The organism is Vibrio sp. VPAP30, assembly GCF_001188205.1.
In the GTDB taxonomy this organism is placed as follows: Bacteria; Pseudomonadota; Gammaproteobacteria; order Enterobacterales; family Vibrionaceae; genus Vibrio; species Vibrio bivalvicida.
This window is the reverse complement of record NZ_LBLS01000038.1, coordinates 138,251-164,888: the sequence shown is the minus strand read 5'-3', so window position 1 is coordinate 164,888 and position 26,638 is coordinate 138,251. Positions and strand designations below refer to the sequence as shown.

Sequence of the window (26,638 nt, the reverse complement as noted above, 5' to 3'; positions counted from 1 at the left end):
TAAATTGAAATAACTGCTAAAAATGTTCTTTGATGATGTTAACGATGCGCTTACTTGTCTTGCCGTCACCGTAAGGATTATGCGCCAAACTCATTTTCTGATAAGCCTCATCATTTAGCAGCAGCGTTTCGACCTCGTGAACAATGGTATCTTTGTCTGTACCGACCAATTTAACAGTTCCTGCTTCTACGGCTTCTGGACGCTCTGTGGTGTTTCTCATAACCAGTACAGGCTTACCTAGAGAAGGCGCTTCTTCTTGAATACCGCCTGAATCCGTCAGAATGATATGTGCTTTGTTCATCAGATAAACGAAAGGTAAATAGTCTTGAGGCTCAATTAAAACAACGTTATCTGCACCTGAAAGCAGTCGATTCACTGGCTCTCTCACATTTGGGTTTAAATGCACTGGATAGACAATTTGACTATTTGAATGTTTACTGGCGATCTCTTTCAATGCCTGGCAAATATTCTCAAAACCACTGCCAAAACTCTCGCGTCGATGTCCGGTTACAAGGATCATTTTTTTATCGCTGTCTATCTGCGCAAAGGTATTTGCATACAGTACAGAGAGTTCCGGATCACTCTCTAACTTTTCAGTAACAGCAAGTAGCGCATCAACGACGGTGTTACCAGTGATATGAATCCCTTGTTCAATGTTTTCTTTACGCAAGTTGTTGTACGAAGTTCTTGTCGGTGCGAAATGCAGCGTAGATATCGCTCCCGTTAACTTGCGATTTCCTTCCTCTGGCCATGGGGAGTATATGTTCTGCGTGCGCAGGCCTGCTTCTACATGACCAATCGCGATCTGCTGATAATAAGCTGCTAGGCTGGTTGATAAGGTTGTTGCCGTATCACCATGAACTAACACAATATCTGGCTTAAAAGACTCCAAAATTGGTTTTAAACCTAACATAATGTTTGACGTTACTTCGTAGAGGGACTGACCTGGCTTCATAATATTTAGGTCGAAATCGGGCTTGATTTCAAAAAGTTCTAAGACTTGATCAAGCATTTCTCTGTGCTGCGCCGTCACACACACTTTGGAATCGATCCCCTCTGCGCCAGCCAGTTCATGGACTAATGGTGCCATCTTGATGGCTTCTGGACGCGTCCCAAAAACTGAAAGTACCTTAATATTCTTATCCATTGTCATCCCTACGATTGTCCATACGCATAAGTGGCGTACTCTGAATATGTATGCTTCCCTTTTTTCGGTGCTGGAACTTGATTTAGCACCACTCCATCGATAGCAATTGTGTGTTTGGTAAAGAGCGTCATCGTATGTTTGTAAACAGACTTAGTCGTACTATTCGCTTTAAGAACTAAGATAATTCCCCCTGTAATTTTTCCGACAATAAACGAGTCTTTTACTGGCAGTATCGGCGGCGTATCGATGATAATTCGGTCATATTTAGTTTCTAGATCTCGAATCATTTCTGCGAAGCCTTGGCTTCCTAACAACTCCTGAGGATCGGGAGCAACCATACCAGCACTCATAACATCTAAGTTGCTTCCTTCAATACTTGTAATACTCTCTTCAAGCGGGTGATTCATCAGCAGGTGATTAACCAACCCAGGTGTAGATGGGTTTAATTTGAATCGTTGAGCAATTGAAGGCTTTCTCAAGTCACAATCGATTAAAAGAACCTTTTCTAACTTAGAAAAAGAGAGCGCCAGATTCACAGAAGTTGTGGTCTTTCCTTCTCCTGGAACAGAGGATGAAACAGCGATGAGCTTTCTTTGCGTGTTGTGCAGACTCAAAACTAAAGAAGTACGAATTGAGTCAATAGATTCTTGGAAAACAACAAACTTGTTATTACCAAACACACTAGAGTCGAGCGGTGACTTCTTATACATCTTATCTTTGATCTTCGGAATAGTACCTGTCGGTAGCAACCCGAGTTTATTCTCAAAGTCTCGCGATGATTCGATAGTATTATTGAAAGCATCTTGGGCAATAACCACGACAAGTGCAAATCCCAAACTCAGCGCAAAGGCAAGTGCCACGATCAGTTTTCTATTTGGTTTGCTTGGTGACTCCGGTATAAGGGCATAGTCGCTGAATCGAGCATTAGAAGAACTGAAGTCACTGGTTGCAGAAGCCTCTTTTTGTCTCGTTAGAAACAAGTCATAAAGCTTGGCGTTGGTATCAACATCTCGCTTTAGAACATCGTATTCTCTCTTAACGATACTGAGTGATTGAAACTCATCTTTTTTGGCTAGTAGCTCTTCTCTTAACAACATTTCTTGGTTAACCGCGCTTGCTAGTTCTTTCTCAATACCATTGACCAACTTGGCAACCACGCGATTTGCACGAAGTGAAATAGTTTCCAGCTGAGCCTGCGCTTGGATCATTTTATCGTGCTTAGGTCCGTAGCGTTTAGAGAGTTCACTCACCCGTTTCACGGCTTCTGATTCAGCTTGACGAATATCGCGAATCTGGGGGTGATTAGAAATCAATGGTATAGAAGCTAAGGCTGCCACCTCTTTACTTTCGCTTTTTCTTAAGGCGCTATAGATAGACTGTGTTTCTATACGTTTTTCTATCGCTTTTGCAATACGATCAGTTAAGTTCGACAACTCTGAACTGGTTAACGCTACGATGCCACTGTCATCAATCAACTCCTGCTGCTTTAGAAACGCTAACAATTTGGTTTCAGATTCATCGAGCTTGTTCTTTAGTTCACTCAGACGCGAATTGATCCAACTTGTCGCTTGTTCTGTAGCGAGAAGCTTTGACTCTAAATTGTTCTCAATAAACGCATGGCCTACTTCATTGGCAATCTGTGCTGCAAGCTTTGGATCTTCCGCCTCGAAGCTAATCTTAACGAGTTGGGTTTTACGAATAGGTTCAATCGATAGCTTCGCTTTAAATGCTTTAAGAACTTTTCGATTTACCTGTTGCTCTTCGTCAATTTGGGCCGATTGTTCCCTATCCTTCTCTGACAGATAAGCTTTAAGAACAGTGAGTTCACTTAGCGCCGATTTAAGCTGAGAAAAAAGACCGGGATCAACCTGTCGTAATGACGCGTTAAACTCCTCGACACTTGCCAAGTCTAACTTGTCAATAACTCGTTGCGCGACTTGGTTAGACTTGAGTATCTCTAACTGAGTTTGATAGTACTCTTTTGTACTCGTATCAAAACCAACGATTTCTTCAATGGAAACCGCTTTTTTTGTCGACGAATCAATGAGCAAAGTTGCGGTCGCCTTGTATACTGGTGTGATCGACAACACTACGAGTACCGTGATGGCACTACAAAGCACTGCAAAAATCACTATTGGCAACCACCTCGTTTTAATCAAGTGTATGTAGTAGCCTAGGTCTAGAAGTTGAGAATGTGGAACAGTCTCAGATTGGGAATTCATTTTTAAATCCATGTTAAACGGGGCTAAAAGAAACTTTGTTCGATGACAATGATGTCACCAGGCAATACGGAAGAGGAAAGTTTGGCTTTATTCTTCGTTTCATCATCGCCTGCCTTAGATACGAATACTTTGTTCCGAGCAGCCCTATCCGTAAAACCACCCGCCAAAGCAATGGCCTTATCAACGGTTAATCCTGGCTGGTATTCGTAACCACCGGGCTTTTTAACTTCACCATTGACATAGATACTTCTAAAACCAACGACTGAGACGCGTACTTTTGGCGAGATCAAGTAATCACCCTTCAATCCAATGTAAATCTCTTGTTTTAGCTGTTCAGGAGTTTTACCAATCGCCTCGAGTTGGCCTAGGTACGGGTAGTCAAAGCTACCGCTATTATTTATGTACAGCTCATCTATAGACAAATCATCTTCACCATAAACAGAGATTTGGATCTTGTCCCCAGCACCCAATTTGTATGTCCCTTGAAAAGCGACTGCCTGTAAACTGAACAATGCAGTGGCTAACAGTAGCAAGGTATGAAAGCTCAACCTCATTTCAAATATCCTTAATATCTTGGTGCAATTACAGAACTAGGTTTACAGACAAATACCAAACGTTCTGTTTGTAACTGTTTTCATTTATGGTCGAGTTGACCCTCTCGTACTTCCAACCTAGAACTAAATCAGTGATATCATTTAAGGTGTAACCAAGTGCTAATCTGTTTGAATAAAAATCGTCATCACGGTTTGAGCTTGAGTAGTCGCTATTTCGTAGCAAGAGTTCAATATCGCTGTAAAAGTTGCTTTTCCAATGGTGCTTCCAGCCCGATGTTAGAAACTTGTCTTTCACATAGTTTCGTCCTTGTTCAGGGTCACGAACGCGCTGCCCACCCAATAACGTCACCTGCGAGTGCTCCAGTGGATTCCAAGTCAAATCAACGTCCCAACTAAATCCGGTAAACTGATCCTTTTGAGAATCTTCGTAATCTTTGTTTTGCAGACCAAGTCGAAGCTTACCGGTTGTTTTTCCAGACATATCCCACTTGGAGCCAATCATATAGAATTGATCAAGGCTATCTTGAGAGCGGGTTGTCGCCGGGTCAGCTAAATCATAGTTGCGCTTGACTAACTCGATTTCAAACAAGGCCTGAGTCGCCGGCATCACTCGATAGTAAAATGCCGAACCGCCACTAACTTCATCAAAATCTTTATATTTAGTACTCAACTGAGCTAGGTTTGGATTGCTGATGTCACGGTAATTCTTATAACTACGATCCAAGTAACCCAATGAAAGCTCTAGCCTTCCTTTCGCACCGTCACTACCGTAAACATAAGTACTATTGATGTCGTTAATCAGATACTCAACCGGATCGGTAACTACGGTTGAAAGTGAATCGCCCGCACTCAGTCCGGTACCCCTCTCCTCATGGAGCAAGAGCAAGTTATAATTTAAAGACACGCCGTGCTTAGAATTTAACCTGATAAAGTTGTTGGTAATAAACTTGTGATCTAAAAAATTGTCGTCACTGCTATCAAAATAAGTGCCTGAAGAAATCTGGTATGCTACCAGATGCTCGTTGCCACCACGGTCAGACTCAAAAGCAATACCTGGCTCCAATACCAAAACACCTGACGACTCTGGCTTCTGACTGCTAGAAAAACGACCGATGTTATCATTGTGTTCGAGGCTACTTTCAAACAGCGGTGTGATTCTTATTCCCGACTCAGTAATATAGCCACGCTCTTCATTCGCATGAGCAGCATAGCAGGCACAACTTGTAAGCAGTGAAAGTGCGATTGTTGATTTATTAAGTTTCATCTAAAATCCTTAATATGCTGTTTTTGCGACAAAACCTTTAAATATGGTTAGAAATATGATTCTCAAATCTAATGACAGGCTCCAGTTTTGGATATATTTGAGATCGTACTCGACGCGTTTTTCCATTTTTTCAAGCGTATCGGTTTCACCTCGATAGCCACTAATTTGGGCCAATCCGGTAATTCCGGGCTTAACCTTATGTCTCAACATATATTTGTCGACAATTTGGCGATATTCTTCGTTGTGCGCAACAGCATGTGGTCTTGGTCCGACGATAGACATTCTTCCTTGAATTACGTTGATAAACTGAGGCAGTTCGTCAAGAGAAGTTCGTCGAATAAAAGCGCCAAACCTCGTCACTCTGGGATCATTTTTGGTCGCTTGTTTTACAACATTTCCGTTATCGGTCGTATTCATAGAACGAAACTTCCACACCTTAATTGCCGCTCCATCTAATCCGTAGCGTATTTGTTTGAAAATAATAGGCCCTGGCCCAGATAACTTGACACCAATGGCTACGAACAATAAAACCGGGCTAATTAACAACGCAATCAGAGTCGCTAGCACAACATCTTCGATGCGTTTCACAACACTCGCCAGTCCATAAAATGGAGTATCTTGAACGCTGATTGTTGGACTATTACCAATGGTTCTCCAACGCGCTTGCATTAATTCATAAGTATAAATATCCGGTATCAAATAGACTCGAGCAGTAGTATCAGAAAACATTTTAACCACATCTTTTACTCGCTTAACTTCTCCCATAGGCAGAGCGATATAAACGTGTCGAACTTCGCGCTTCTTGGCTTTCTCGACCGAATCTTTTATGGTTCCTAATATCGGCTTACTCAAGCCATCTTTAGCCAAACGACTTGGTTCTCTATCATCATAAAAGCCAACAAAATCAAGGCTAGAAGACTTGTCATTAGCAATGTCATGCGCCAAGCGAATACCAGCATTTGACACGCCAACAATTATCGCCTTTTGCTTATACTGGTGCTTTTTATAATGCGAACGAATAAGCTGGTTTCCCGCTAATCTACTTGAGATGATTAGGAGCGGCGTCGCAAGCATCCATGTAGTTATCACAACTCTAGAATGCACTTCCGTCCATTTGGTAAAAAAAGCGAAAAGTAAAAGGACAAGTAAAGTTTGCAGCCAAGCACCAATAATGTTCTTAAATTCGTGTCGTTGAACAAACACCCCATTATATCTATACAGCCCTGATTGCTCGGCAAAAAATACAAACAAGAGAGCCGACAATAGTCCGGAAATAGTATAAATCTTAGAGAAATCACCTAGGTAAATTGTGGATACCGCCAAAAGAAATGAAACAATCACAATTCCATCAACCATTCGATAGAGAGCGCTTGATTCATTTTCACCGAATTTAACCTTACTGTGCGTTGTCATATCCATATTTAGGTACGCTACCGCCTCTAAGTCGTAGCTCTTAGAGTTATTGAGTTAATAAACATTTAATTTCTACGTATGGCTTCCACATAGACAAATAAAAGCGCAATCATTTTTATTTATTAGCAAGCAGAAAGTAAAGTCTCATTTTTGATAAACAAAATAAGTTCTTTAGATGGTTAAATATCAGCCAGAAAATATTACAAAAATATTATCAAACCCTTCAATAAATGGAGCTTCGATCTCATTACCGCTTAATAGCTAGGAAAGCCACCAGGCATTCTCAATTATTGGACATGAGATCGTCAATTGTCACATTTAAGACAAATTGGCAGACCAGCACTTATTTATTGCATTCTATTTGACAATCTCAATAAATTATCAACCTGTGATTGAGTTGGGCATTTTATAAAACCCACAAAAGGTGATATTCAAGGTTAGGTTATGGATTTAATGAAGCACTGTAGATAGCGCTTTTGATTTACGATGAATAATTCGATGATATTTATATAATTGGGCGGTTAAGCCGTTCATTTCATTTTAATGAGACCCAATGCTTTCAGTTTGCGATAAACCGTATTTCTGCTGACTCCAAGAACGCGAGATACCTTACTGACATTCCCATTATGGGTATGGTAGGTATCGATTAATGCTGAATTCAATGTCGACTTCAAATCCAATGTTTCAATCTCGCTCTCGCTTGCTACTTCTCGTAACGGCTGGGCAAAGTGTGATGGAACATGTTCAATCCCAATTTCGCTAACATCACTTGCAATCAAACAGGTTACCTTCAACAGGTTATCTAGCTCCCTTAGATTGCCCGGCCATCGATAACGAAGTAGCGACTGTATTAAGGAAGAGGTAATTCTTTGCCCGTTCTGCTGGTGTTTAGCGTGTATCGCATGAATTATTGCTAGTTTGTCTTCACGGTGATAGAGAGAAGGTAAACTAACCACTAATCCATTGAGGCGGTAATAGAGATCTTGCCTGAACCTCCCCTCAGCAACCAATTGAGTGAGCTCTTGGTGTGTCGCCGCTATTACTTGAATATCCACTTTATAGGACTGGGCAGATCCTACTGGCATAACGATCTTGTCTTGCAACACAGTTAACAGACGACACTGCGCATCTAGCGGCATCTCCCCTATTTCATCCAAAAACAAGATTCCTTTGTCTGCTTGCCTTATACGCCCACAGTAGCCTTGTTTATTCGCCCCCGTAAACGCACCTGATGCATGGCCAAACAGTTCAGACTCTATTAAATCTTTGGGCAAAGCGCCGCAGTTAACTGTTACAAGTGGTTGTTTATTGCGTGCACTATGTTTATGTAGCGCTTTTACAAACTCACCTTTACCCACTCCTGTTTCACCCAGTATCAATAAACTAATGTCACAACCCATAACCTTATTGGCCTGCTGCCACGCTTGCTCTACTTTGTCGTCACCGTAATGGAGTTCACTTGCCACACTCAGCCATTTCTTACCACGAAATTTATTGCCCAAACTCTTTTTTTCAACAAAAAACTGACTCTGTTGTTGAGGCTGATTTAGCAAGTTTTCAAAGTGCTCCCCAACTAGAGGCACGTGAGGGATAAGCCGACTCGCCACCTGATTATGAGCGATCACGTGGCCGCTATCATCAGCAATAACAATTCCCTGCCAGCCGCTTTGTAATACTGATTCATTGTTGGCAAGGTTGATCTGCAATGCGCCTTCTGGGATGTGTGTCAGCATGTAGTTTTCAACCAACTGCACCATGTTCTGTACCAAAAGTTGGGTAGTCATATCATGTTTACTTTGCTCACTAGTTATATCCAGAATCCCCACTAGCTCACCAAAGTGGTTAAACAGTGGACTTGCCGAACAACTTATAAATCGGTGCTGTTTAATAAAGTGCTGCTCGCCAATAATAGATACCGCTCTCTTTTCGAACAAGGCTGTGCCTATGGCGTTAGTTCCTTTCAGTTTTTCCTGCCAGCAGGTTCCTGACTCCAAGGCAATAGACATCAATTTCTCACGAAACTTCTCTTGCCCCCAACTGGCAAGAATCACCCCTTCGTCATCAGTCAAGATTAATCGGCTATCACTGCGCGACAACACTTGACTGAATAGAGGAAGAGCGCATTCTTCAACAGCCTCTATTACACCTTGCGCCTTGTATCGCCTCTCTTTTAGTAACGCGTTTGAAACATTGATATCTTCCGGCTTTTTGATTTGCTTTAAGCCTGCGATTGCGCTTCTTTGCCATGAAGAAGCTAGCCATTTATCAGATTGTATCGTTTGTAGTTCCATACCTGTTCCAACTTTGAACAATTGAGTTGTACCATTTTGGAACAGTTGAACAATTCATTAACAAGCCGTTCCTCTCACCATTGTTTTAAACATGCCAGCTTAAGCCTTGACTACTCTAGCGCTCGAAAACAAATACAACAAGTCATTAACATTTGGTCTGTGATTTGCGTTAACTAACACGATGCCATAAGAAGTGTTCACCTAAGTGTGATGACTTCAAGCCAATAATGAATGAGAAAAATAAGGATATTTTATGATTTACGCACAACCGGGCAACCAAGACTCTGTCGTTAACTTTAAAAGCCATTACGACAACTACATTGGGGGAAAGTGGGTAAAACCCGTTTCGGGCGAATATTTTGAAAACACCTCCCCAGTCAATGGCAAAGCATATTGTAAAGTTGCCCGTTCAGGTGAAGCGGACATTAGCCTAGCGCTTGATGCCGCTCATAATGTCAGATTAAGTTGGGCTGCTACGAGCGTAACCGAACGCTCGAATATTCTGCTTAAGATAGCGGATCGCATTGAAGCAAACCTTGAAGAACTTGCAGTTGCTGAAACGTGGGAAAATGGTAAACCGGTACGTGAAACACTGGCGGCCGATTTACCACTCGTTGTCGATCACTTCCGTTATTTTGCCGGTTGTATCCGCGCCCAAGAAGGCAGTGCCGCTGAGCTAGATACCAATACGGCGAGTTATCACTTCCCGGAACCCATTGGTGTCGTTGGTCAAATTATCCCATGGAACTTCCCGATGTTAATGGCTGCTTGGAAACTTGCTCCTGCTCTTGCAGCAGGCTGCTGCGTGGTGTTAAAACCTGCTGAACAAACGCCTACATCCATTCTTCTACTAATAGAAAAAATTGGTGACCTCATTCCAGCCGGAGTGATCAACGTTGTTAATGGATTTGGTAGTGAAGCAGGCCAAGCACTCGCGACGAGTAACCGCATTGCCAAACTCGCATTTACAGGCTCTACTGAAATCGGCAACCATATCCTTAAATGTGCTGCAGAGAGCCTAATCCCGTCGACAGTTGAGCTTGGGGGTAAATCCCCAAACATCTATTTTCCAGATATCTTCGAGCACGAAGACGAATACCTTGAAAAATGTATTGAAGGGACTTTGTTGGCCTTCTTTAACCAAGGGGAAGTGTGTACCTGCCCTTCGCGGGTATTAGTGCACGAATCTGTCTATGATAAGTTCGTTGCCAAGGTGGCAGAGCGAGCTAAGAGCATCCAGCAAGGCAACCCACTTGATACCGATACCCAAGTAGGTGCGCAAGCTTCTCAAGAGCAGTTTGACAAGATCTTGAGCTACCTTGAAATTGGTCGCCAAGAAGGTGCAAAGGTTGTGTTTGGTGGTCAAGTAGCAGAGCAAAAAGACGATATTGAGTCTGGTTACTACATTCAACCTACGTTGCTTGAAGGCAACAACAAGATGCGCGTGTTTCAAGAAGAGATCTTTGGTCCAGTCATTGCTATTACCAAATTCAAAGATGAAACAGAAGCATTGGCGATTGCCAATGACACCGAATACGGATTGGGTGCAGGGGTCTGGACTCGTGATGCGAACTTGGCTTACCGCATGGGTCGAAACATCGAAGCCGGTCGTGTCTGGATCAACTGCTACCACGCCTATCCAGCTCATGCTGCTTTCGGTGGCTACAAAAAATCGGGTATTGGACGAGAAACACACAAAATGATGCTCGACCATTACCAAAACACGAAAAACCTGTTAATCAGCTACGATGTAAACCCACTAGGTTTCTTCTAATTCGCTCTCAGAGCGCCTCGAGGCGCTCTTTTCTTCATTCCGACGCTTGAATTTATCATTGAGATAAAGAGCACCACTAGCGACAAGGGCAAGAAGCGACACAGTAAACAATGCTGGCATTTTTAGAATCCAAGCGAATGTTGCTGCAAGAAATGCTACGAAGGTAATCATGCGGCTACTAGACATGACTCTGCCGAGTTTTCTACTCATAAAGCCTCCTAATCATTGGTTAAAGTGGCCATACAAGACAAATAATTGGCCTCAACTTGACTCACTGAATTATGCCATTGAGCAAGCTAAATTAACCTAAATAGACCTCAAAATAGCTATCTGTGTGAAGGCCCGCATGCTGGTTGAGTAGTGTTTATAGATAGACGTCATAAAAAAAGTAGACCGTCATTGCCACGCTTGAAAGGGCAACAAAACCTTTCACATAGTGCTGTTCAACTTGCCTAGAAACTCTTGCCGCCACATAACCGCCTGATAATGTGCCCAGCATCACCGCTCCCCCACGTAACCAGTCGATTGAACCTTCGGCAATAAACACCGCTATCGCAATGATTGAAACAGACGATGAAATCAATAATTTAAGACCATTCATTTGGTTGATATCCGTGTACCCAGCCAACACCAAATAACTGAGTACGACTACACCAAGCCCCGCATTGAAGAAGCCTCCATATGCAGAGACGACAACTAACAGCAAAGAAACTGAACCCAACGCCCAAAATGGATGCAACGATGTCGATTTTGCTAAGCGACTCGCCAACTTATTGATTTGGCGTCCAAACAAAAAAAGCGAAGTTGCAAACAATAGTAACCAAGGGATTGCAATAAGGAACTGACTTTCCGATACGCTCAGCAATAAATACGCGCCTAACCCTCCGCCAATTAAGCTAAGAGTAATGATCAGCGTAAGAGAGCCATTTGACTTAGCAATGTCTTGACGAAAGCCGTAAGTCCCACTGAGATAGCCCGCGCATGCCGCGAAAGTATTGGTCGCATTAGCAATAACAGGAGGTACACCGACGAACATAAGTGTTGGAAAGGTGATAAAGCTCCCACCACCAGCAATGCTATTCAGTATCCCTCCTAGAACACCTGCCCCAAACAACAGAATCCATTCCATAGTGTTCGCTAAGTTGTGTTAGGAGTCTGTCACTCTAACCTGAACCCGACATCAAACAAATACCGAGTAGTGAACTTTGTGGCTTAATCTACTGAATATCTAGCGCAACTTCTTTCCAACCCTGCAGTTCATCACGATAGTACTTGGTTTGTTTAGAGGTCATTGAGTTGATCACTTGTATAAGGTAGCGGTTTGCGACCTGCTTATTGTAATCAATTTTTTGCTCTAGTTCTGGAGCATAGAAACTATTGGGGTTAAACATTAGCTGTCGAAATTCAGGTTGAAACTTTGCCATATCTAGCCTGTTAGATAAAAGGGCATTGACCTCGATACGCATTTTAGTCTGGTGGTGAATCCAGTCGTGGGAAGTCACATACAATTCGTCGACCCATTTATCCAATAGTATGTGTTGCTGCTTGGTAAGGTTGCCGATCCAAGTTTCCAAATTCTCTTCAATACGAGCTTTATAGCGGGCTTTAATTTCTGGGTCTGGAAGCTTTTGGTATTTCCTTTTGTATTTAGTGTGACGAACACGAATGTTGTTCATCAACTCTTCTACTTGGTCATTGGATAGCTCGCGGGCAACAGCATAAAGTTCTGGTGCAACTCTCGCGACAAGGCGCTGTGAATGTTGTTGGAACTTCACTTCCTGCACCTCAAGTTGCTCTAGCGTAAAAGTAGTGGGATCTATTGCCATCAACTCATCGAGATGTTCAATGTAATTCGGGATTTCTTCCGTTCGATGCCATTCACTCAGCACAGCAACCTTCTGGCTGACTATCTCTTCCTGAGAGTCATTGAGTTCAACATAATCGTCTAAGTACTCGAGTAATAGCCAATCCATATTGTTATACACAAACTTGGTACTACATCCGGATAGAGCCAAACACACGGTTAACAGTATTCCTAGTTTTCTCATTGCTTCGTCCTGCGCAACACACTGCAAACACCATTATTCTTAACATAGACACTTTAAGCATTTGTGTCTGTAACAACAATTCTAGCAACTTCAATACCAATCTAGGTCAATTAGTATTTAAGTGCTACCGGAGCAAACACTTAAATGCTGTTCGAAGCAAGTTTACCTACAACACACTGTAACAAAGCGGCAATAGATACCCGTTGACCTAGCCATAACATTTCCACTCGGTGACTAACCCTATATTGACTTAGTCATGAACGGGTTACAAACGTAAAGGAAAGCTTTACAAAAACTGGGCTTCTCCTTACACAGCCTGACAGACTCCTTACGCGTACTGGCGTAGTATTTTACGTGAAGGTCACCCATCAGGAGAAAAGGTTATGAAAAAAGTGATTCTATTGGCTTCGTTAGTTATGAGCGCGTCAGTATTTGCGTCAACAGATACTGCCTCATCAAGCACAAGCTTCACCACTGACACATATTCAACTAAGCAACAAGCTTATGATGCCGCGTTTGACCTCATGGATGAGATGAAGACAATGAACCCAGCACAATTGAAAAACAAGTTACACATTTCACAAACAAATGTCGTCTATCCAAGTGTCAAGCTAAATGATATGACGGTACAGATCGAAGAGCTAGCAAGTACACCCGGAAACATTCAGTACCAAGCAGTGCTAGATGTTGACTATCAATATAAATACCGCGAAAGCGGCAATAGCTAACCGTTTTTAGTTGCACCTGTCTTGCCGCTTTATCTAAAGCGGCTTTTTTATTGCATTCCCATGACTTTAAAAACTCAATTATGAGTAAAATTTCATCTATTAATAGAGTCAAGATAATCCAAAAGGCAAACTTGACTCAATAATGATTAAGTCATGGAGTAAGCATGAAGAAAACTATTTTATTGTCAGTAGCCTCTGTAGTCATCCTTTCGGGTTGCAATCAAGCAACTTCAACCAACCAAGAGCAGACTTCAGCTATGCCACACAACCCCATGTGTAACAACGAAGCGATGCCGGGAGGTTGGCATCCTCCAGGTCACGTATCACCTGAGGTAGAAAAAGCCGTTGCTCTTGTCCTCAGGCAAATCACAACGTCTTCTCCGTTAAAGAAGATCACTGATGTACGCACTCAAGTCGTTGCTGGAATGAACTACGCTGTTGAGTTTGAACTTGAAAATGGAGAAGTTTGGAATGCGATCATTTACCAATCTCTTAACAATGAATACTCAATCACTCAAGAACCAAAGTTAGGCAAGATCTGCTCATAAAGTTGTTGTTTCGAACCTATGCTTTCTGAAGCTCAACTATTTTTGGGCTTCTTCGCCTCTCTATTATCCTTATTATCCATGCATAAAAAGCTCGATAAGTCACAAATGGTCGATATAATGGCGTCGCTAACAAACAACTAGGTGAAAACATGAAAATTTGTGGTGTAGAGCTAAAAGGTAACGATGCGGTAATTTGTCTTCTTTCTCATGAAAATGGTGTCGTTCATTTGCCTGATTGCCGCGTAGCAAAGCTAAGCATTGGCAATGCAAACGACACACAAGAGGTGAGAAAATTCCAATTCTCTTTTGCCAAGTTGATTGAGGACTACAAAATTGAAAAAGTTGTCATTCGTCAACGCCAAACAAAAGGTAAATTTGCAGGCGGAGCGGTTGGCTTCAAGCTTGAAGCTGCGATCCAACTCATTGAAGACTTGAAAGCTGAAGTGGTCGCCCCTGCCGCTATCAAGGAAAGTTTGAAAAGAAACCCACTTGGAATCCAGTTTAAAGATACGGGCCTAAAGCAATACCAAGAGCAAGCATTCACCACCGCATATGCCTGCGCTATGATGCGCGGATAGTCAAAGGTTTAGATATGGCTCGCATTAGTCACGCGAGCCTTATTCGTTATAACCCCAAGCGATAGCAAAAGTGCAATAGGCACCATCAGCGCCTTACCGACTTTTTGTCCCCGTTGGTTCATCGTTATATCCAAAGAATACAAAAATTCAGATTTAGCCAGCCTTGAGCATAGATTAAGATTTATTAATCAACGACACCTAACGAAGCGTTAGGTGAAGTAGTTAGGCGACTTGCTTGGTTTTAAAGTTACCCAGCAGTGCGTCGTAGAGTTCGTTGTCACTTAATACACCAACAAGTTCATCTTCTTCAACAAGTAATATAGGTTGGTTACTACGTTGTTTAAGCTCAATCGCTTCGCGCATCCCGATTTCAGGACTGGCTTGAACAACCATAGAGCTGTTAATGTCATCTATCGCAAGAGAATCATCATTCCAGTCAACCAGCGTTTTATTCGAATCAACCAAACTCAAGCCTTGAGGCAGTTGTTCAACCCAAAGCTCGTCTGACGAACAAACCTCCCATTGATCATCACGTCTTGCTAGCTCTTCACGAGACAGCATTAGAGAGCGACCTTTAAGTACATTTAGTGGGTTTGTATGAGCAACAAAATCTTTCACATACTCCGTTTCCGGTGCGAGGACAATTTGTTCAGGTTTTCCATGCTGAATCAGCTTGCCTGACTCCATAATCGCAATGTTGTTGCCAATCTTAAGCGCTTCGTCTAAATCGTGACTAACAAACAGAATCGTCTTATTCAACCGACTCTGTAGTTGAAGAAGTTCATCTTGCAACTGAGCACGAATAAGTGGGTCAAGAGCAGAAAATGGTTCATCCATTAACAAGATATCGGTATCCATAGCAAACGCTCTGGCTAACCCGACGCGTTGTTGCATCCCTCCGGACAGTTCATGGGGGTATTTACTTTCCCACTCTGCTAGACCCACCATCTCTAACTGTTCACGTGCTTTTTTACGGCGCTCTGCTTTGCCCATACCTTGCATCTCCAGGCCAAATGCAACATTGTCCAAAACAGTTAGCCACGGCATTAATGCAAACTTTTGAAACACCATAGAGACACGATGAGTACGCAGATGACGCAAGGTTTCTTCACTACAATCAGCGACGTCGACAATCTGGTCTCCATCCTTAATCTCTAAAGCTCCGCGGCTAATATCATTCAAGCCATTCACCGCGCGTAATAAGCTCGACTTTCCGGAACCCGATAGCCCCATTAACACACAAATCTCACCCTCTTTAATACTGAGAGAAACGTTATCAACCCCGACAACTTGCCCTGTCTTGTCAATAATTTCTTGACGAGACTTACCTTGGTCAAGGAGTGTCAATGCTTGTTCTTGTTTATCACCAAACACCACATCTAAGTTAGTAATCGTAATTGCATCCATGACTATGCCTCTTTTTGATTGGGTGTTTTGCATAAGCGGTCTAGAATAATCGCAACCAATACAATGGCTAAGCCGGCCTCAAAACCTTGCGAGATGTTGACGGTATTCAGCGCACGAACCACTGGTTTACCCAGACCATCTGCACCAACTAGAGCCGCAATCACCACCATAGATAATGACAACATGATACATTGAGTAACGCCCGCCATAATACTCGGCATTGCGGCAGGTAACTCTACTTTAAACAACAGTTTCATCCGACTGGCACCAAAAGCCTTACCCGCTTCAATTAGCTCTTCAGGTACTTTAGTCATACCAAGGTAGGTTAATCGAATTGGGGCTGCAATCGCGAAAATAATGGTCGAAATTAGGCCAGGAACAATTCCTAGTCCGAACAACACTAATGTCGGAATCAGGTACACAAATGTGGGTACGGTTTGCATTAAGTCAAGAACAGGCCGAAGTAACGTATACAACCACGGGCGATGCGCAGCCATAATACCAATTGGAACACCAATTAATACGGAAATCGTTGTCGCTGCAAATACAAGAACAAAGGTTTCCAGCATTTCTTGCCAATAGCCAAGATTTAAAATGGTCAATAAAGCCCCGATGACAAATATCACCAAAGGAATGCTACGGTGTAAATACCAAGCAATGGCCGCTGTCAACACTATCGGCAACGCTGGTGGCATCCACTTAAAAATATCGACAACAAAAAGAATAACGGTTTCAAGAAAGATAGAGATGGCATCAAAAAAGCCCGCTGCATTGAGAGTTAACCAATCAACACCCGTTTCCATCCACTCACCCACTGGGATTTTGTTGTTTGTAATAAAATTCACGATAGAACCTTAATTTGTCGGTGAGGTAGCGAGGCTAGCCCACCGTTTAATTATGCGTTTGAGTTGATGTAGCTGTTAACTGCTGTTGCAGCATCATCGCCACCAAGCGTTTTCACGCCGTCTAACCAAGCTTCAACTTGTTGAGGGTTTTGTTTCAGCCATTGCTGTGCGGCTTTGGAAGGCTTAACATTCTGGTTAAGAATGGCTTCCATTAATGCATTTTCCATCTCCAAGCTAAATTCTAGATTTTTAAGCATTAGCCCCACATTCTGACATTCAGACAAGTAGTTTGCTCTTACGTTGGTATAGACGTTCGCGCCACCATAATTAGGGCCAAAGAATTCGTCACCGCCATCAAGGTAGGTCATCTCAACATTGCTGTTCATTGGGTGTGGCGCCCAACCTAAGTACACAATCCATTGGTTGCGGCGTACGGCGCGAGACACTTGAGAAACCATACCAGCTTCGCTAGATTCAACCAGGCTAAAATCTTTCAAGCCAAAGGCATCGCTATCGATCATCGATTGGATAAGCCTGTTGCCATCGTTTCCAGGCTCAATACCATAGATTTTATCTTTAAACTTATCTGCATGTTTAGCAAGATCAGCAAAGCTCTTCACACCTGCTTCATACACATATTTGGGCACCGCTAATGTGTACTTTGCTCCTTCTAAATTAGCGCGAACGGTTTCAACGCTGCCTGCTTCACGGTATTTAGCGATATCTCCCTCCATAGTTGGCATCCAGTTGCCGAGGAAGATATCGATATCACCGTTTGCCATCGAAGAATACGTAACAGGGACAGACAGTAAGTCGGTTTTAGTTTTATACCCCATTCCTTTTAACAGCTCAGAAGTTACCGCTGTGGTTGCAGTAATATCCGTCCAACCGACATCGGCAAAACGCACCGTTTCACATTGGTTTGCATAAGCATTCAGTGCAAACGAGCTTATTGCTATGGTAGTTAGTGTTTTTGTCATCATAGACATAATGTTTTCCTTGTAATGATTACTGACTTTGTTGAGCAGATTCCACCGCTCTTTTAGGTTTATTAATTCTTTGCTGCTGTTCCCAATCAGGAGCTAACCAAACAGGTAGGTCACACGCTTTAAGCAACGGTTTGCCTAGAATCATGTCGGCAGCTCGCTCGGCAACCATGATGGTTGGCGCATTTAAGTTCCCATTTGGAATAGTCGGGAATACTGATGAATCCACGACTCGTAATCTTTCAATACCTCGAACGCGACACTCTTGATCTAGTACCGCTAGCGGATCACTATCTGAACCTATTTTGCAGCTGCATGAAGGGTGGTAAGCACTTTCGACATTTTGCTTTACCCATTCATCAATCGCTTCATCTGTCGTAACACTGAACCCCGGTTGTATTTCATCACCTCGGTAAGCATCCATCGCTGGCTGTTGAAGGATTTCTCTAGTCAAGCGAATACAGTCGCGCCAATCCTGACGATCTTGCTCGGTCGCAATGTAATTAAACTCAATCTTTGGTTTCGCACTTGGATTCGCTGACGTAATCTCAACTGAGCCGCGACTTTCTGGCTTGTTTGGTCCAACATGAACTTGAAACCCATGCCCATCAAACGCAACTTGGCCATCGTATCGCATCGCAGCAGGTAAAAAGTGGTACTGAATATTTGGCCACTTCAGTCCGCTGCGAGAGCGAATAAATGCACAAGATTCAAAATGATTCGTCGCACCAAGTCCTTTGCGAGTCAGAATCCACTCTGTGCCAATTTTGGCTTTACTGACTAAGCCAAGCTTGCTGTTAAGCGTAATTGGTTGATTGCAATGGTATTGAAAATAGACTTCTAAATGGTCTTGAAGATTCTGCCCTACTCCGGGTAATTCAAGCTCTAATGCAACACCCGCTTGCTCCAGTACCGACTTTGGCCCGATGCCCGACAGTTGCAGAAGTTGCGGAGAGCCAATTGAGCCCGCACTAGAGATAATTTCTTTTTGCGCAACAATTTGTCTAACCGAGCCCGACTTTTCAAACTCAACCCCGACCGCTTTGCCATTTTCTAAGAGAATTTTCCGAGCGACTACACCTTTGACTAATGTAAGGTTAGAGCGCTTTAACGCGCGCCTTAAGTAGGCGTTAGAAGTAGATGCACGTACCCCTTTGTCAACAGTCATATGCATTGAGCCGAAACCCTCTTGCTGATAACCGTTATAGTCGGGGGTTTCTGGATAACCGGCCTCTTTTCCTGCATCAATAAAAGCTTGATACAAAGGATTGAGCTGCATATCGTTACCAGCACACGTGCCCAATGGACCTTCAGCACCACGATAATCATCGCCACCGCCACTCCAAGACTCCGCGCGCTTGAAGTAAGGTAGACACGACTGGTAATTCCAACCAGCGGCGCCGTGTTGCTCCCATTCATCAAAATCACAAGCATGGCCACGAACATAAACCATACCATTAATAGACGAGCTACCCCCGAGCACTTTGCCCCGTGGGCAGTGTAGCTGACGGCCATCTAGACCTGATTCCTGCTGAGTCTCGAACTGCCATGCATACTTTTCGGTGTTCATCGGGTAAGACAAAGCGGTCGGCATCTGAATAAAAATACTCTTGTCTGTTCCACCGGCTTCGAGCAGTAAAACCTGATGTTCGCCGCTCTCACTAAGTCTGTCAGCCAATACACAACCTGCAGAGCCAGCTCCTACGATGATATAGTCGTAGTCTTGTTTCATTGTGAATCTCCGTATTCTTACAGGTTACTCGTAAGGGCTTTCGTAGCCGCCTAACTCAATCAAGATACTTTTTGTCTGCGTGTAATGGCGCAGCGTCTCCGGGCCATTTTCGCGCCCAATACCAGAATGTTTATATCCACCTACTGGCATTTCCGCAGGTGAGTCCCCCCAAGTGTTTACCCAGCAAATTCCAGCTTGAAGTTGATGAATCACTCGATGCGCGCGAGAGATATTTTGCGTAAATACGCCTGCTGCTAGGCCATAATCGGTATTGTTTGCACGCTGGATCACTTCAGATTCATCGCTAAATTTAAGAACGGACATGACGGGGCCAAATATCTCTCCCTGAACGTGCGCCATATCGTCATCACAATCAATAAACACCGTTGGAGCCACAAAGTTTCCTTTGTCCAATCCGTTATCTTTGATTTGATAGCCACCAGTAAGCAGCGTGGCATCACTCGCCTTGGCACTTTCGATGGCGCTTAGAACTTTGTTCAGATGCTCACGTGAAATTAGCGCGCCAATCTGAGTCTCCATATCCATTGGGTTACCGACGATAAGCTTTTCAGTGCGCGCTTTGAGTTGTGCGACAAATTCATCATGCAGGGATTCATGGACAAAGACTCGAGTACCATGCGTGCAAACTTCACCTTGGGTATAGAAGTTCGCCACCATGGCTGCAGATACCGCATCATCAAGCTTGGCGTCATCGAATACGAGCATGGGAGATTTTCCGCCCAGCTCCATCGTTACCTGTTTTAATGTCTTGGCACTATCAGCCATGACCAATTTGCCTGTCCCTGATTCACCGGTGAATGACACCTTGGCAATATCAGGGTGAGCGGTCAGCATTTGCCCGACGCGATGGTCGCCTTGCACAACGTTAAATACACCACTAGGCAAACCTGCTTCAGTAAAGATTTCAGCAAGTTTAAGTACCGATAGAGGTGTCTCTTCAGAAGGTTTAAAAATCATGACATTGCCCGCAGCAAGCGCTGGAGCTGACTTCCACATTGCAATTTGAATTGGGTAATTCCATGCACCAATACCTGCACAGATCCCAAGCGGTTCACGGCGCGTGTAAAAGAACTGTGTTTCACTTAGCGGTTGTTGTTCACCCTGCATCGTAGGAGCTAAGCCAGCGAAGTACTCAATAACGTCTGCGCCTGTTTCAATGTCAACAGCGATAGCTTCTTGCAGTGGTTTACCTGTATCTGCAACTTCTAACGCAGCTAGCTCATCATTACGTTCACGTAAAATTGCTACTGCCTTTAACATTATGCGGCTACGCTCTATTGGCGACATCGCTGACCAAACTTTATAACCACGTTTGGCAGCTTCAATCGCTAGGGCAAGGTCATGTTCACTTGCTTGTCGAATTTCAGCTAACGGCTCCCCATTGGCTGGATTAAAGGTCGTAAAAGTTTCATTAGAGGTTGCTTGGCAAGTTTTGCCATCTATAAATAGTGATTTCATTTCCATGTAAAGATCTGACTTTTGTGATTATTTTTGAGAATAGAAAGTGAGCTGTTTATCTAGGTAATCATTGATGATCAATCTTGCTTTTTCTGCATCAATACCTTGTGGGTTGAGCGTCCCACGTAACCAGATACCATCAATAAGCGCAGCGATACCGTGAGCTATGATCTCTGCTTGATCCTGATTAAATAGTGCTTTCAATTCGATTCTTAGGTGTGACAGTAATCGTTTTTCGTTAACCCTTTGCAAGCGTTTCAACGCTGGGTCATGAACCGAGTAGGACCAGAAGGCTAGCCAAGTTTTTGCTACCTTGTTTTCTGCTTGATAGCCGACAAAGTTTCCATCAATGATAGCGTTAATCCGTTGCTGATGAGCACCTTGTGGTAGCTTACTCAGTCTATCAGTCACGGTAGAAGAAAGTTGACGCAATATTTCGCGCATGGTTTCTTCGAGTAACCCATGCTTACCGCCAAAGTAATGGTTAATGATTCCTGATGAGACTCCAGCTTCTTTGCTGATCAACGAAATGCTCGCTGATTGCAAACCCACTCGATCAATCACGGCCATAGTCGCTTGTACAAGCTGAGGCTTGCGTATATCAGGCATACCAACCTTTGGCATCTGTTGCTCCCTTCATTTTTAATTGAACGATCAATTAAATATAAAATGCCTCATTTTTACTTTGTACTCAAATGATTTTTCGTAAACATTGACAGAACAGCAGAAAATATCGCGTCAAATTACTATGAACTCGAAACAATCAACCAAACTCGCCCCTACCGTCACAATGAAACATAGACATTACAAAACGCTTAAAATAGAGGTAAAAACCACATAATTTCATGGAGTAAACTCATTACAAGCAAGTAACGACGCAACAAACCAACAAAGCTCGCCAAACAAATATTTAACTTACCACCTTACCAACAAACAACGTCTATCCACGAATAATTCGCACACTAATATTTTATATTCAAAGTTATGTTCTATGAGGTTTGATAATTAAGCTTCCTTGCTTTTTATGCGTGTTCGAATACTACAATGACAGAAAACACAATGAGTTATTTCCGTTTGCTCAAGTGATTATCGCCAACTATATTATGAAATAGAACACATAAAGAGATATGAGTTCATGGACTGAAAAAGATAACAACCAAGGTTGGCACCATGAAAAATCCTTTTTCCACTATCCTTGTTAAAAAAGATAGGCTCGGCCCTCCTGCCGATGAAATTAAAAAAAGTGTCTTAGACGTCCTACCTGAAGGAATCCTTATCTGTGATGGCGTACAAGGTTCGCACTCCATCTTCTATGCTAATCCAGCTTTTGGCAGATTATTTGGATGTAAATGTTCTACTATTGTCGGACAAAACCTAAGTCAATTTTACTCACCAATTCTTTCTTCTGCCGACCTCGACAAATTATGTACCGAGGCTGACAAGGGCATATGCTCAGACTTTGTTACTCGGTCACGAAACTCGACTACATGGCTCAAAGTTGATATCCAGCCTATGTATCGAGATGATGGCTCTCTCAACTACTTAGTCATAACCAATACCGATATCTCTGAGATTCAAAAAACGAAAGCGGCGCTACGAAACAGCAACCGACAACTCAAAGAATTAGTCGCCGATCAAAAAAAGCGTATTAGCGAGCATGAACTACAAATAGGTGTGATCTTTGAACAGGCCGTCGACGCCATGCTTTTGCTCAATGAAAATAATCAAATTCTTGATGCGAATGACTCTGCACTATCTCTTTTCTGTCACCAGCGTTCGGATCTACTCGGCCTAGATATCAACTCTTTACTGGGTGACATAAAACCAAGCCAAATCCAAGAGCAGCTCAACCATGTTCCTATGTATCAAGAAGTTTCACTCAATCAGCTTTTCTATATACATCGTGATACTGAGATTCTCTCGCTGTCCGTTTCAGCTCGATATATCTCGGTTAAAAACTATAAATATATACTTATAACGATTCATGACCGAAGTTCTGAATATGACGTAAAACTTGAACTTAAAAAAAGCGAAAGTGAACTAGAAAGTGTGTTGAGAAATCTCAACCTTGCAACACAGGCAGGGGGAATTGGAATCTGGAACTGGGATTTTGAGAGCAATGAAGTTACATGGGATGAACGCATGTACGACATCTACGGCGTTGACTCTAAAACCTGCGACAACAATTATGCAATGTGGCAGGAAAGAGTACACCCAGAAGATGTCGATTTCGCCGAACAAGCCCTTTTGTCTGCGAGAGAAAATTTAAGCCAGTTTATCTCAGAATTCAGAATATTGCTTCCCAATGGGGACGTGCGCTGGGTCAAAGCCGCGGCAGACGTAGTTTTCTCAGAAAACGGCACTATCCCAATTGGAATGGGCGGGGTTAATATAGATATCACCAAAGAAAAGAAAGCGCAGGCTTCTCTTCAACAAGAAAGTGAAATAGCCCAAGCTGCCAACGAAGCAAAGTCTATGTTCTTAGCAAATATGAGCCACGAGATCAGAACGCCCATGAATGGCGTTGTAGGCATGCTCAGTTTACTCAATGAAAGTGAGCTTGATTCAGAACAAAGCTCTATGGTTTCCACTATCAAGGACTCTGCACTTACACTGTTACATATTATCAATGATATTCTTGATTTTTCTAAAATCGAAGCTGGGCAAATGTCGCTTGAGAGCGCACCAGTGGAATTGCAAAACCTGCTTGAGCGCTCTATGGACGTCTTACACCTCCAAGCAAGTAACAAAGGTATAGAAATGTACCTTACCTATGATCCAAACCTACCTAAGGTGATCATGAGTGATAGTGTTCGCATTAGTCAGATTGTGCTCAATTTACTCGGTAACGCAGTTAAGTTTACCGACAGTACAAGCGAAGTTAAGGGTAAGGTCTGGGTATCCGCTTCATTAGGCTCTAATGGCATCGCTCCTTGCATTGATTTAATGGTTGAAGACAACGGGATCGGGATGACAGAAGAGCAGTTGAAAAACCTGTTCAACGCGTTTACTCAAGCAGATACTAGCACTACTCGGCTATACGGTGGTACAGGACTTGGATTATCAATTACCCATTCTTTACTGGATCTGATGGGTGGCAGCATCAACGTCGAAAGTCAGTTTGGAGTCAGTAGCAGGTTCACTTTAGAGTTGCCTTTTATTGAAGTGGAGTCGCCTCCTACTGACTTGCTACCTCAATACATCAATGGCACGCGAGTCCTTCTTGTGTCCAATGAGCAAGATGTAATTACCTTCTGCGATATCAATTTGTCCAACTACGACTGCAAAGTACACTTTGTCCCAACCATCCAGCGAGCAATCACCGTCCTCAATCACGCTGAAAAAACAGAAATTCAGATCGATGTAGTCATATTGGGGCCAGATATCTATCAAAGCTACATGAATAAAAAACTTTCCAAGTTTGAGCAAGAACAACTCGATAAGAGTAAGTTGATTCTTTTCACCTCAGATGCAGGCACCAAAACCAAGTTCTTAAATCCTAATACTTACGTCATGAACTGCAGTCCGTTCAAGCCAAGTGAACTGACTACTGCGATATCTGTTGTTAAAGGCTTTATCAGCCCAGATGTCAGCCATATTGATAGTATGAGGGGTGAGCTTACTCCCGAAGAAGAACATGATGAGCTGATACTCGTCGTCGATGACCAGCCTACCAACAGGGATGTCCTAAAGCGCCAACTAAAACATCTAGGGTATCAATGTGAACTCGCTTCCCAAGGCCAAGAGGCGCTTCGAATATGGTCAACAGGAAACTTCAGTCTGATCTTAACTGATTGCCATATGCCAGTGATGGATGGCTACGAGCTGACCAAACAAATACGACAAATCGAGCGTGAGGACAAGAGCTTGGGACATACCCCCATCATTGCCATTACCGCCAACGCAATGAAAGAAGCCTCAGAGCAATGCATGACATGTGGAATGGATGACTATTTAACCAAACCCGTTGAACTAAAAAAACTCAATTCATCCATCTCCAAGTGGTTAACCCTATCGCCCACTGCGTTACAGCAAAACGATCAAGCCACCAAAAGAATGACAGAAGCGAAATCCCCAATATGTATGCAATCTCTTAATGAAATACTGGGTACAATGGATGCGTCAATCGTGTTCCCTCTTTTAGAGGGTTATTGGGAGTCTGTTTCTGAAGACCTGACTTCAGCAAAACATGCTCTATCAGAACGAAACGAACGTAACCTTCAACAGATTGCCCATGCTGCCAAGGGAGCAGCGCGATCAGCCGGGGCACAAGCTCTGGCCGATACCTTTGAAAGAATTCAGAACATAGCGCCGCAAAAAGACTGGATAACGCTCTCTGAGAGCCTTGAGGAAAGCACGACTGAGGCAGAAAGACTAAGAGTATATTTAATAGAACAATCGATTATCGAAAATACGGAAACCTCGTTATGAATCCATTTAATCCGCGTGACTATACGATTCTCATTGTCGAAGATCATAAATTCTCCCGCAGAGCCCTCATCAATATGCTAGTAAGAGCAGGCTATGAAAATTTACTAAGTGCTCAAAATGGTGAAGAAGCACTCTCCAAGTTAGAACATCACAAAGTTGACTTAATTATCACAGACATTAACATGCCAAAAATCAACGGGCTCGAACTTATCAAATTGGTGCGTGAAGGCAAGAGCTCGGCTGCTGATGTAACAAGTATCATCGCTGTAACAACGCTTTCAGATACCGCAACCATCGCAGCTTGCATGACATTAGAAATTGATGCCTTTTTGGTTAAACCTGTCACGGTGCAAAATGCTCAAGAGCAAATAAAATCTGCTGTCTCTGAGCCAAAGCGTTTATATCAGAAGCACCTCTACGGCACAGTTTCAACAGAGGTCAACTTTGAACTCTCAATCACAGATCCAGAACCTAACGCACCGAGGATTCGAGAGGTTTCTTCTCACGTATTTAAGATTGAAAACCTCTCCGAGCTCAAGGAAGACATGATTGTACTTGAGAACATCTGTGCAAAAACGGGGGGCTGTTTACTCAAAGCAGGAACAAAGCTTAATGCTAAATTGATCCGACGCCTAAGCGAATTAAGCACCATCATTGAAGTCCATTCTTTCTATGCCCGTTTGGATGAAACCCAGTTAGCACACGAGAACTAAGGCTGTTTGTCAAAAACTTTGGCACCTTCAGGTAATTGGTACCATTCTTGTTTCTCACTCACCCAAACGTGTACCGTGGGTTCAAAAACATCATGATTGGTTGGCGTACTGGCTTTGAGTTTGAGTTTGAGTGTTGATTGGTCATCTGGGTTGAAGTGATACACTCGGTTACCGCATTCCGGGCAGAATTTAGCGTAATTTTTATTACCGCTGTCAGCTAAGCGGCGCCACTCTTTTAACTCACCACGAAATTCAATGTCATCCGCGCCAACAACGGCTGTCACACTAAATGGTGCCGTAGACAATTTTTGGCATTCTATACAGTGACACGCAACGACCATCTTAGGTGGTTGGTTTAATTTGTATGAGACCTGACCACACTGGCAAGATCCTTCTACTAAATAGCTCATTTGCTTCTCCTTTGCACTGATTTCAACTCATCACACATAACGAGGAATAGTTAAAATAACAAAAGGGG

Annotated in this window: 22 protein-coding genes; 6 read left to right on the top strand and 16 right to left on the bottom strand. The window is 43.1% G+C overall.

Annotated elements, in window-relative coordinates; all coding sequences use genetic code 11:
* Positions 1-16 precede the first annotated feature (16 nt).
* The 6 genes from wecB to ZX61_RS18475 form a co-directional block, all read right to left on the bottom strand.
* A complete protein-coding gene (wecB, locus tag ZX61_RS18500) occupies positions 17-1,147 on the bottom strand; it encodes a non-hydrolyzing UDP-N-acetylglucosamine 2-epimerase (protein WP_049846075.1) in 1,131 nt (376 codons plus the stop codon).
* Positions 1,148-1,155: 8 nt separating this feature from the next.
* Positions 1,156-3,369 carry a GumC family protein gene (locus tag ZX61_RS18495; protein WP_049846074.1) on the bottom strand — a complete coding sequence of 738 codons (2,214 nt, stop codon included), beginning with the start codon at positions 3,367-3,369 and terminating at the stop codon, positions 1,156-1,158.
* A gap of 23 nt (positions 3,370-3,392) precedes the next feature.
* Positions 3,393-3,923 carry a polysaccharide biosynthesis/export family protein gene (locus tag ZX61_RS18490; protein WP_049846073.1) on the bottom strand — a complete coding sequence of 177 codons (531 nt, stop codon included), beginning with the start codon at positions 3,921-3,923 and terminating at the stop codon, positions 3,393-3,395.
* Between the two features lie 28 nt (positions 3,924-3,951).
* A complete protein-coding gene (locus ZX61_RS18485; protein WP_049846072.1) occupies positions 3,952-5,187 on the bottom strand; it encodes an outer membrane beta-barrel protein in 1,236 nt (411 codons plus the stop codon).
* 9 nt (positions 5,188-5,196) lie between these two features.
* Entirely contained in the window at positions 5,197-6,606 is a 1,410-nt protein-coding gene (locus ZX61_RS18480; protein WP_049846071.1) for an undecaprenyl-phosphate glucose phosphotransferase, read from the bottom strand.
* Between the two features lie 524 nt (positions 6,607-7,130).
* Positions 7,131-8,891 (bottom strand): sigma-54-dependent Fis family transcriptional regulator, encoded by a 1,761-nt coding sequence (locus tag ZX61_RS18475; RefSeq protein WP_049846070.1) that lies wholly within the window; start codon positions 8,889-8,891, stop codon positions 7,131-7,133.
* A 253-nt stretch (positions 8,892-9,144) separates the two neighbouring features.
* On the opposite strand from ZX61_RS18475, the gene exaC reads away from it, so the two are divergent.
* On the top strand, positions 9,145-10,665 hold the full coding sequence (gene exaC / locus ZX61_RS18470) for an acetaldehyde dehydrogenase ExaC (RefSeq protein ID WP_049846069.1): 1,521 nt from the start codon (positions 9,145-9,147) through the stop codon (positions 10,663-10,665).
* Here exaC and ZX61_RS18465 read toward each other — a convergent pair.
* From ZX61_RS18465 to ZX61_RS18455, 3 genes are all read right to left on the bottom strand, one after another.
* On the bottom strand, positions 10,651-10,875 hold the full coding sequence (locus ZX61_RS18465) for a hypothetical protein (RefSeq protein ID WP_049846068.1): 225 nt from the start codon (positions 10,873-10,875) through the stop codon (positions 10,651-10,653). The genes exaC and ZX61_RS18465 overlap by 15 nt on opposite strands.
* 154 nt (positions 10,876-11,029) lie before the next feature.
* Positions 11,030-11,794, bottom strand: a complete 765-nt coding sequence (locus ZX61_RS18460) for a sulfite exporter TauE/SafE family protein (RefSeq protein WP_049846067.1) — start codon at positions 11,792-11,794, stop codon at positions 11,030-11,032.
* A gap of 88 nt (positions 11,795-11,882) precedes the next feature.
* Entirely contained in the window at positions 11,883-12,713 is an 831-nt protein-coding gene (locus tag ZX61_RS18455) for a DUF6279 family lipoprotein (protein ID WP_049846066.1), read from the bottom strand.
* Between the two features lie 383 nt (positions 12,714-13,096).
* Here ZX61_RS18455 and ZX61_RS18450 point away from each other — a divergent pair, with 383 nt between their 5' ends.
* From ZX61_RS18450 to ZX61_RS18440, 3 genes are all read left to right on the top strand, one after another.
* Complete coding sequence (locus ZX61_RS18450; protein WP_049846065.1) at positions 13,097-13,441, top strand: DUF3316 domain-containing protein; 345 nt, start codon at positions 13,097-13,099, stop codon at positions 13,439-13,441.
* A gap of 164 nt (positions 13,442-13,605) precedes the next feature.
* Positions 13,606-13,989 (top strand): cystatin domain-containing protein, encoded by a 384-nt coding sequence (locus ZX61_RS18445; protein ID WP_049846064.1) that lies wholly within the window; start codon positions 13,606-13,608, stop codon positions 13,987-13,989.
* Between the two features lie 149 nt (positions 13,990-14,138).
* Positions 14,139-14,567, top strand: a complete 429-nt coding sequence (locus tag ZX61_RS18440) for a DUF3010 family protein (RefSeq protein WP_049846063.1) — start codon at positions 14,139-14,141, stop codon at positions 14,565-14,567.
* Positions 14,568-14,789: 222 nt separating this feature from the next.
* Here ZX61_RS18440 and choV read toward each other — a convergent pair whose 3' ends face one another.
* From choV to betI, 6 genes are read right to left on the bottom strand one after another with little or no spacing between them, the layout of a single operon-like run.
* Positions 14,790-15,974, bottom strand: a complete 1,185-nt coding sequence (gene choV, locus ZX61_RS18435; RefSeq protein WP_049846062.1) for a choline ABC transporter ATP-binding protein — start codon at positions 15,972-15,974, stop codon at positions 14,790-14,792.
* 2 nt (positions 15,975-15,976) lie between these two features.
* Positions 15,977-16,819, bottom strand: a complete 843-nt coding sequence (choW, locus tag ZX61_RS18430; RefSeq protein WP_049846061.1) for a choline ABC transporter permease subunit — start codon at positions 16,817-16,819, stop codon at positions 15,977-15,979.
* Between the two features lie 50 nt (positions 16,820-16,869).
* On the bottom strand, positions 16,870-17,808 hold the full coding sequence (locus tag ZX61_RS18425; protein ID WP_049846060.1) for a choline ABC transporter substrate-binding protein: 939 nt from the start codon (positions 17,806-17,808) through the stop codon (positions 16,870-16,872).
* A 19-nt stretch (positions 17,809-17,827) separates the two neighbouring features.
* Positions 17,828-19,537 (bottom strand): choline dehydrogenase, encoded by a 1,710-nt coding sequence (betA, locus tag ZX61_RS18420; protein ID WP_049846059.1) that lies wholly within the window; start codon positions 19,535-19,537, stop codon positions 17,828-17,830.
* Between the two features lie 24 nt (positions 19,538-19,561).
* Positions 19,562-21,022 carry a betaine-aldehyde dehydrogenase gene (betB, locus tag ZX61_RS18415; protein ID WP_049846058.1) on the bottom strand — a complete coding sequence of 487 codons (1,461 nt, stop codon included), beginning with the start codon at positions 21,020-21,022 and terminating at the stop codon, positions 19,562-19,564.
* A gap of 21 nt (positions 21,023-21,043) precedes the next feature.
* On the bottom strand, positions 21,044-21,640 hold the full coding sequence (gene betI / locus ZX61_RS18410; RefSeq protein WP_049846057.1) for a transcriptional regulator BetI: 597 nt from the start codon (positions 21,638-21,640) through the stop codon (positions 21,044-21,046).
* A gap of 546 nt (positions 21,641-22,186) precedes the next feature.
* Here betI and ZX61_RS18405 point away from each other — a divergent pair.
* Together ZX61_RS18405 and ZX61_RS18400 are read left to right on the top strand one after the other, a co-directional pair.
* Positions 22,187-25,447 carry a response regulator gene (locus ZX61_RS18405; RefSeq protein ID WP_049846056.1) on the top strand — a complete coding sequence of 1,087 codons (3,261 nt, stop codon included), beginning with the start codon at positions 22,187-22,189 and terminating at the stop codon, positions 25,445-25,447.
* Entirely contained in the window at positions 25,444-26,160 is a 717-nt protein-coding gene (locus tag ZX61_RS18400) for a response regulator (RefSeq protein ID WP_049846055.1), read from the top strand. Before ZX61_RS18405 ends, ZX61_RS18400 begins: the two co-directional genes overlap by 4 nt.
* On the opposite strand, the gene ZX61_RS18395 is transcribed toward ZX61_RS18400, so the two are convergent.
* Positions 26,157-26,570: a GFA family protein gene (locus ZX61_RS18395; protein ID WP_049846054.1), complete on the bottom strand. Its 414-nt coding sequence runs from the start codon at positions 26,568-26,570 to the stop codon at positions 26,157-26,159. The genes ZX61_RS18400 and ZX61_RS18395 overlap by 4 nt on opposite strands.
* Positions 26,571-26,638 lie beyond the last annotated feature (68 nt).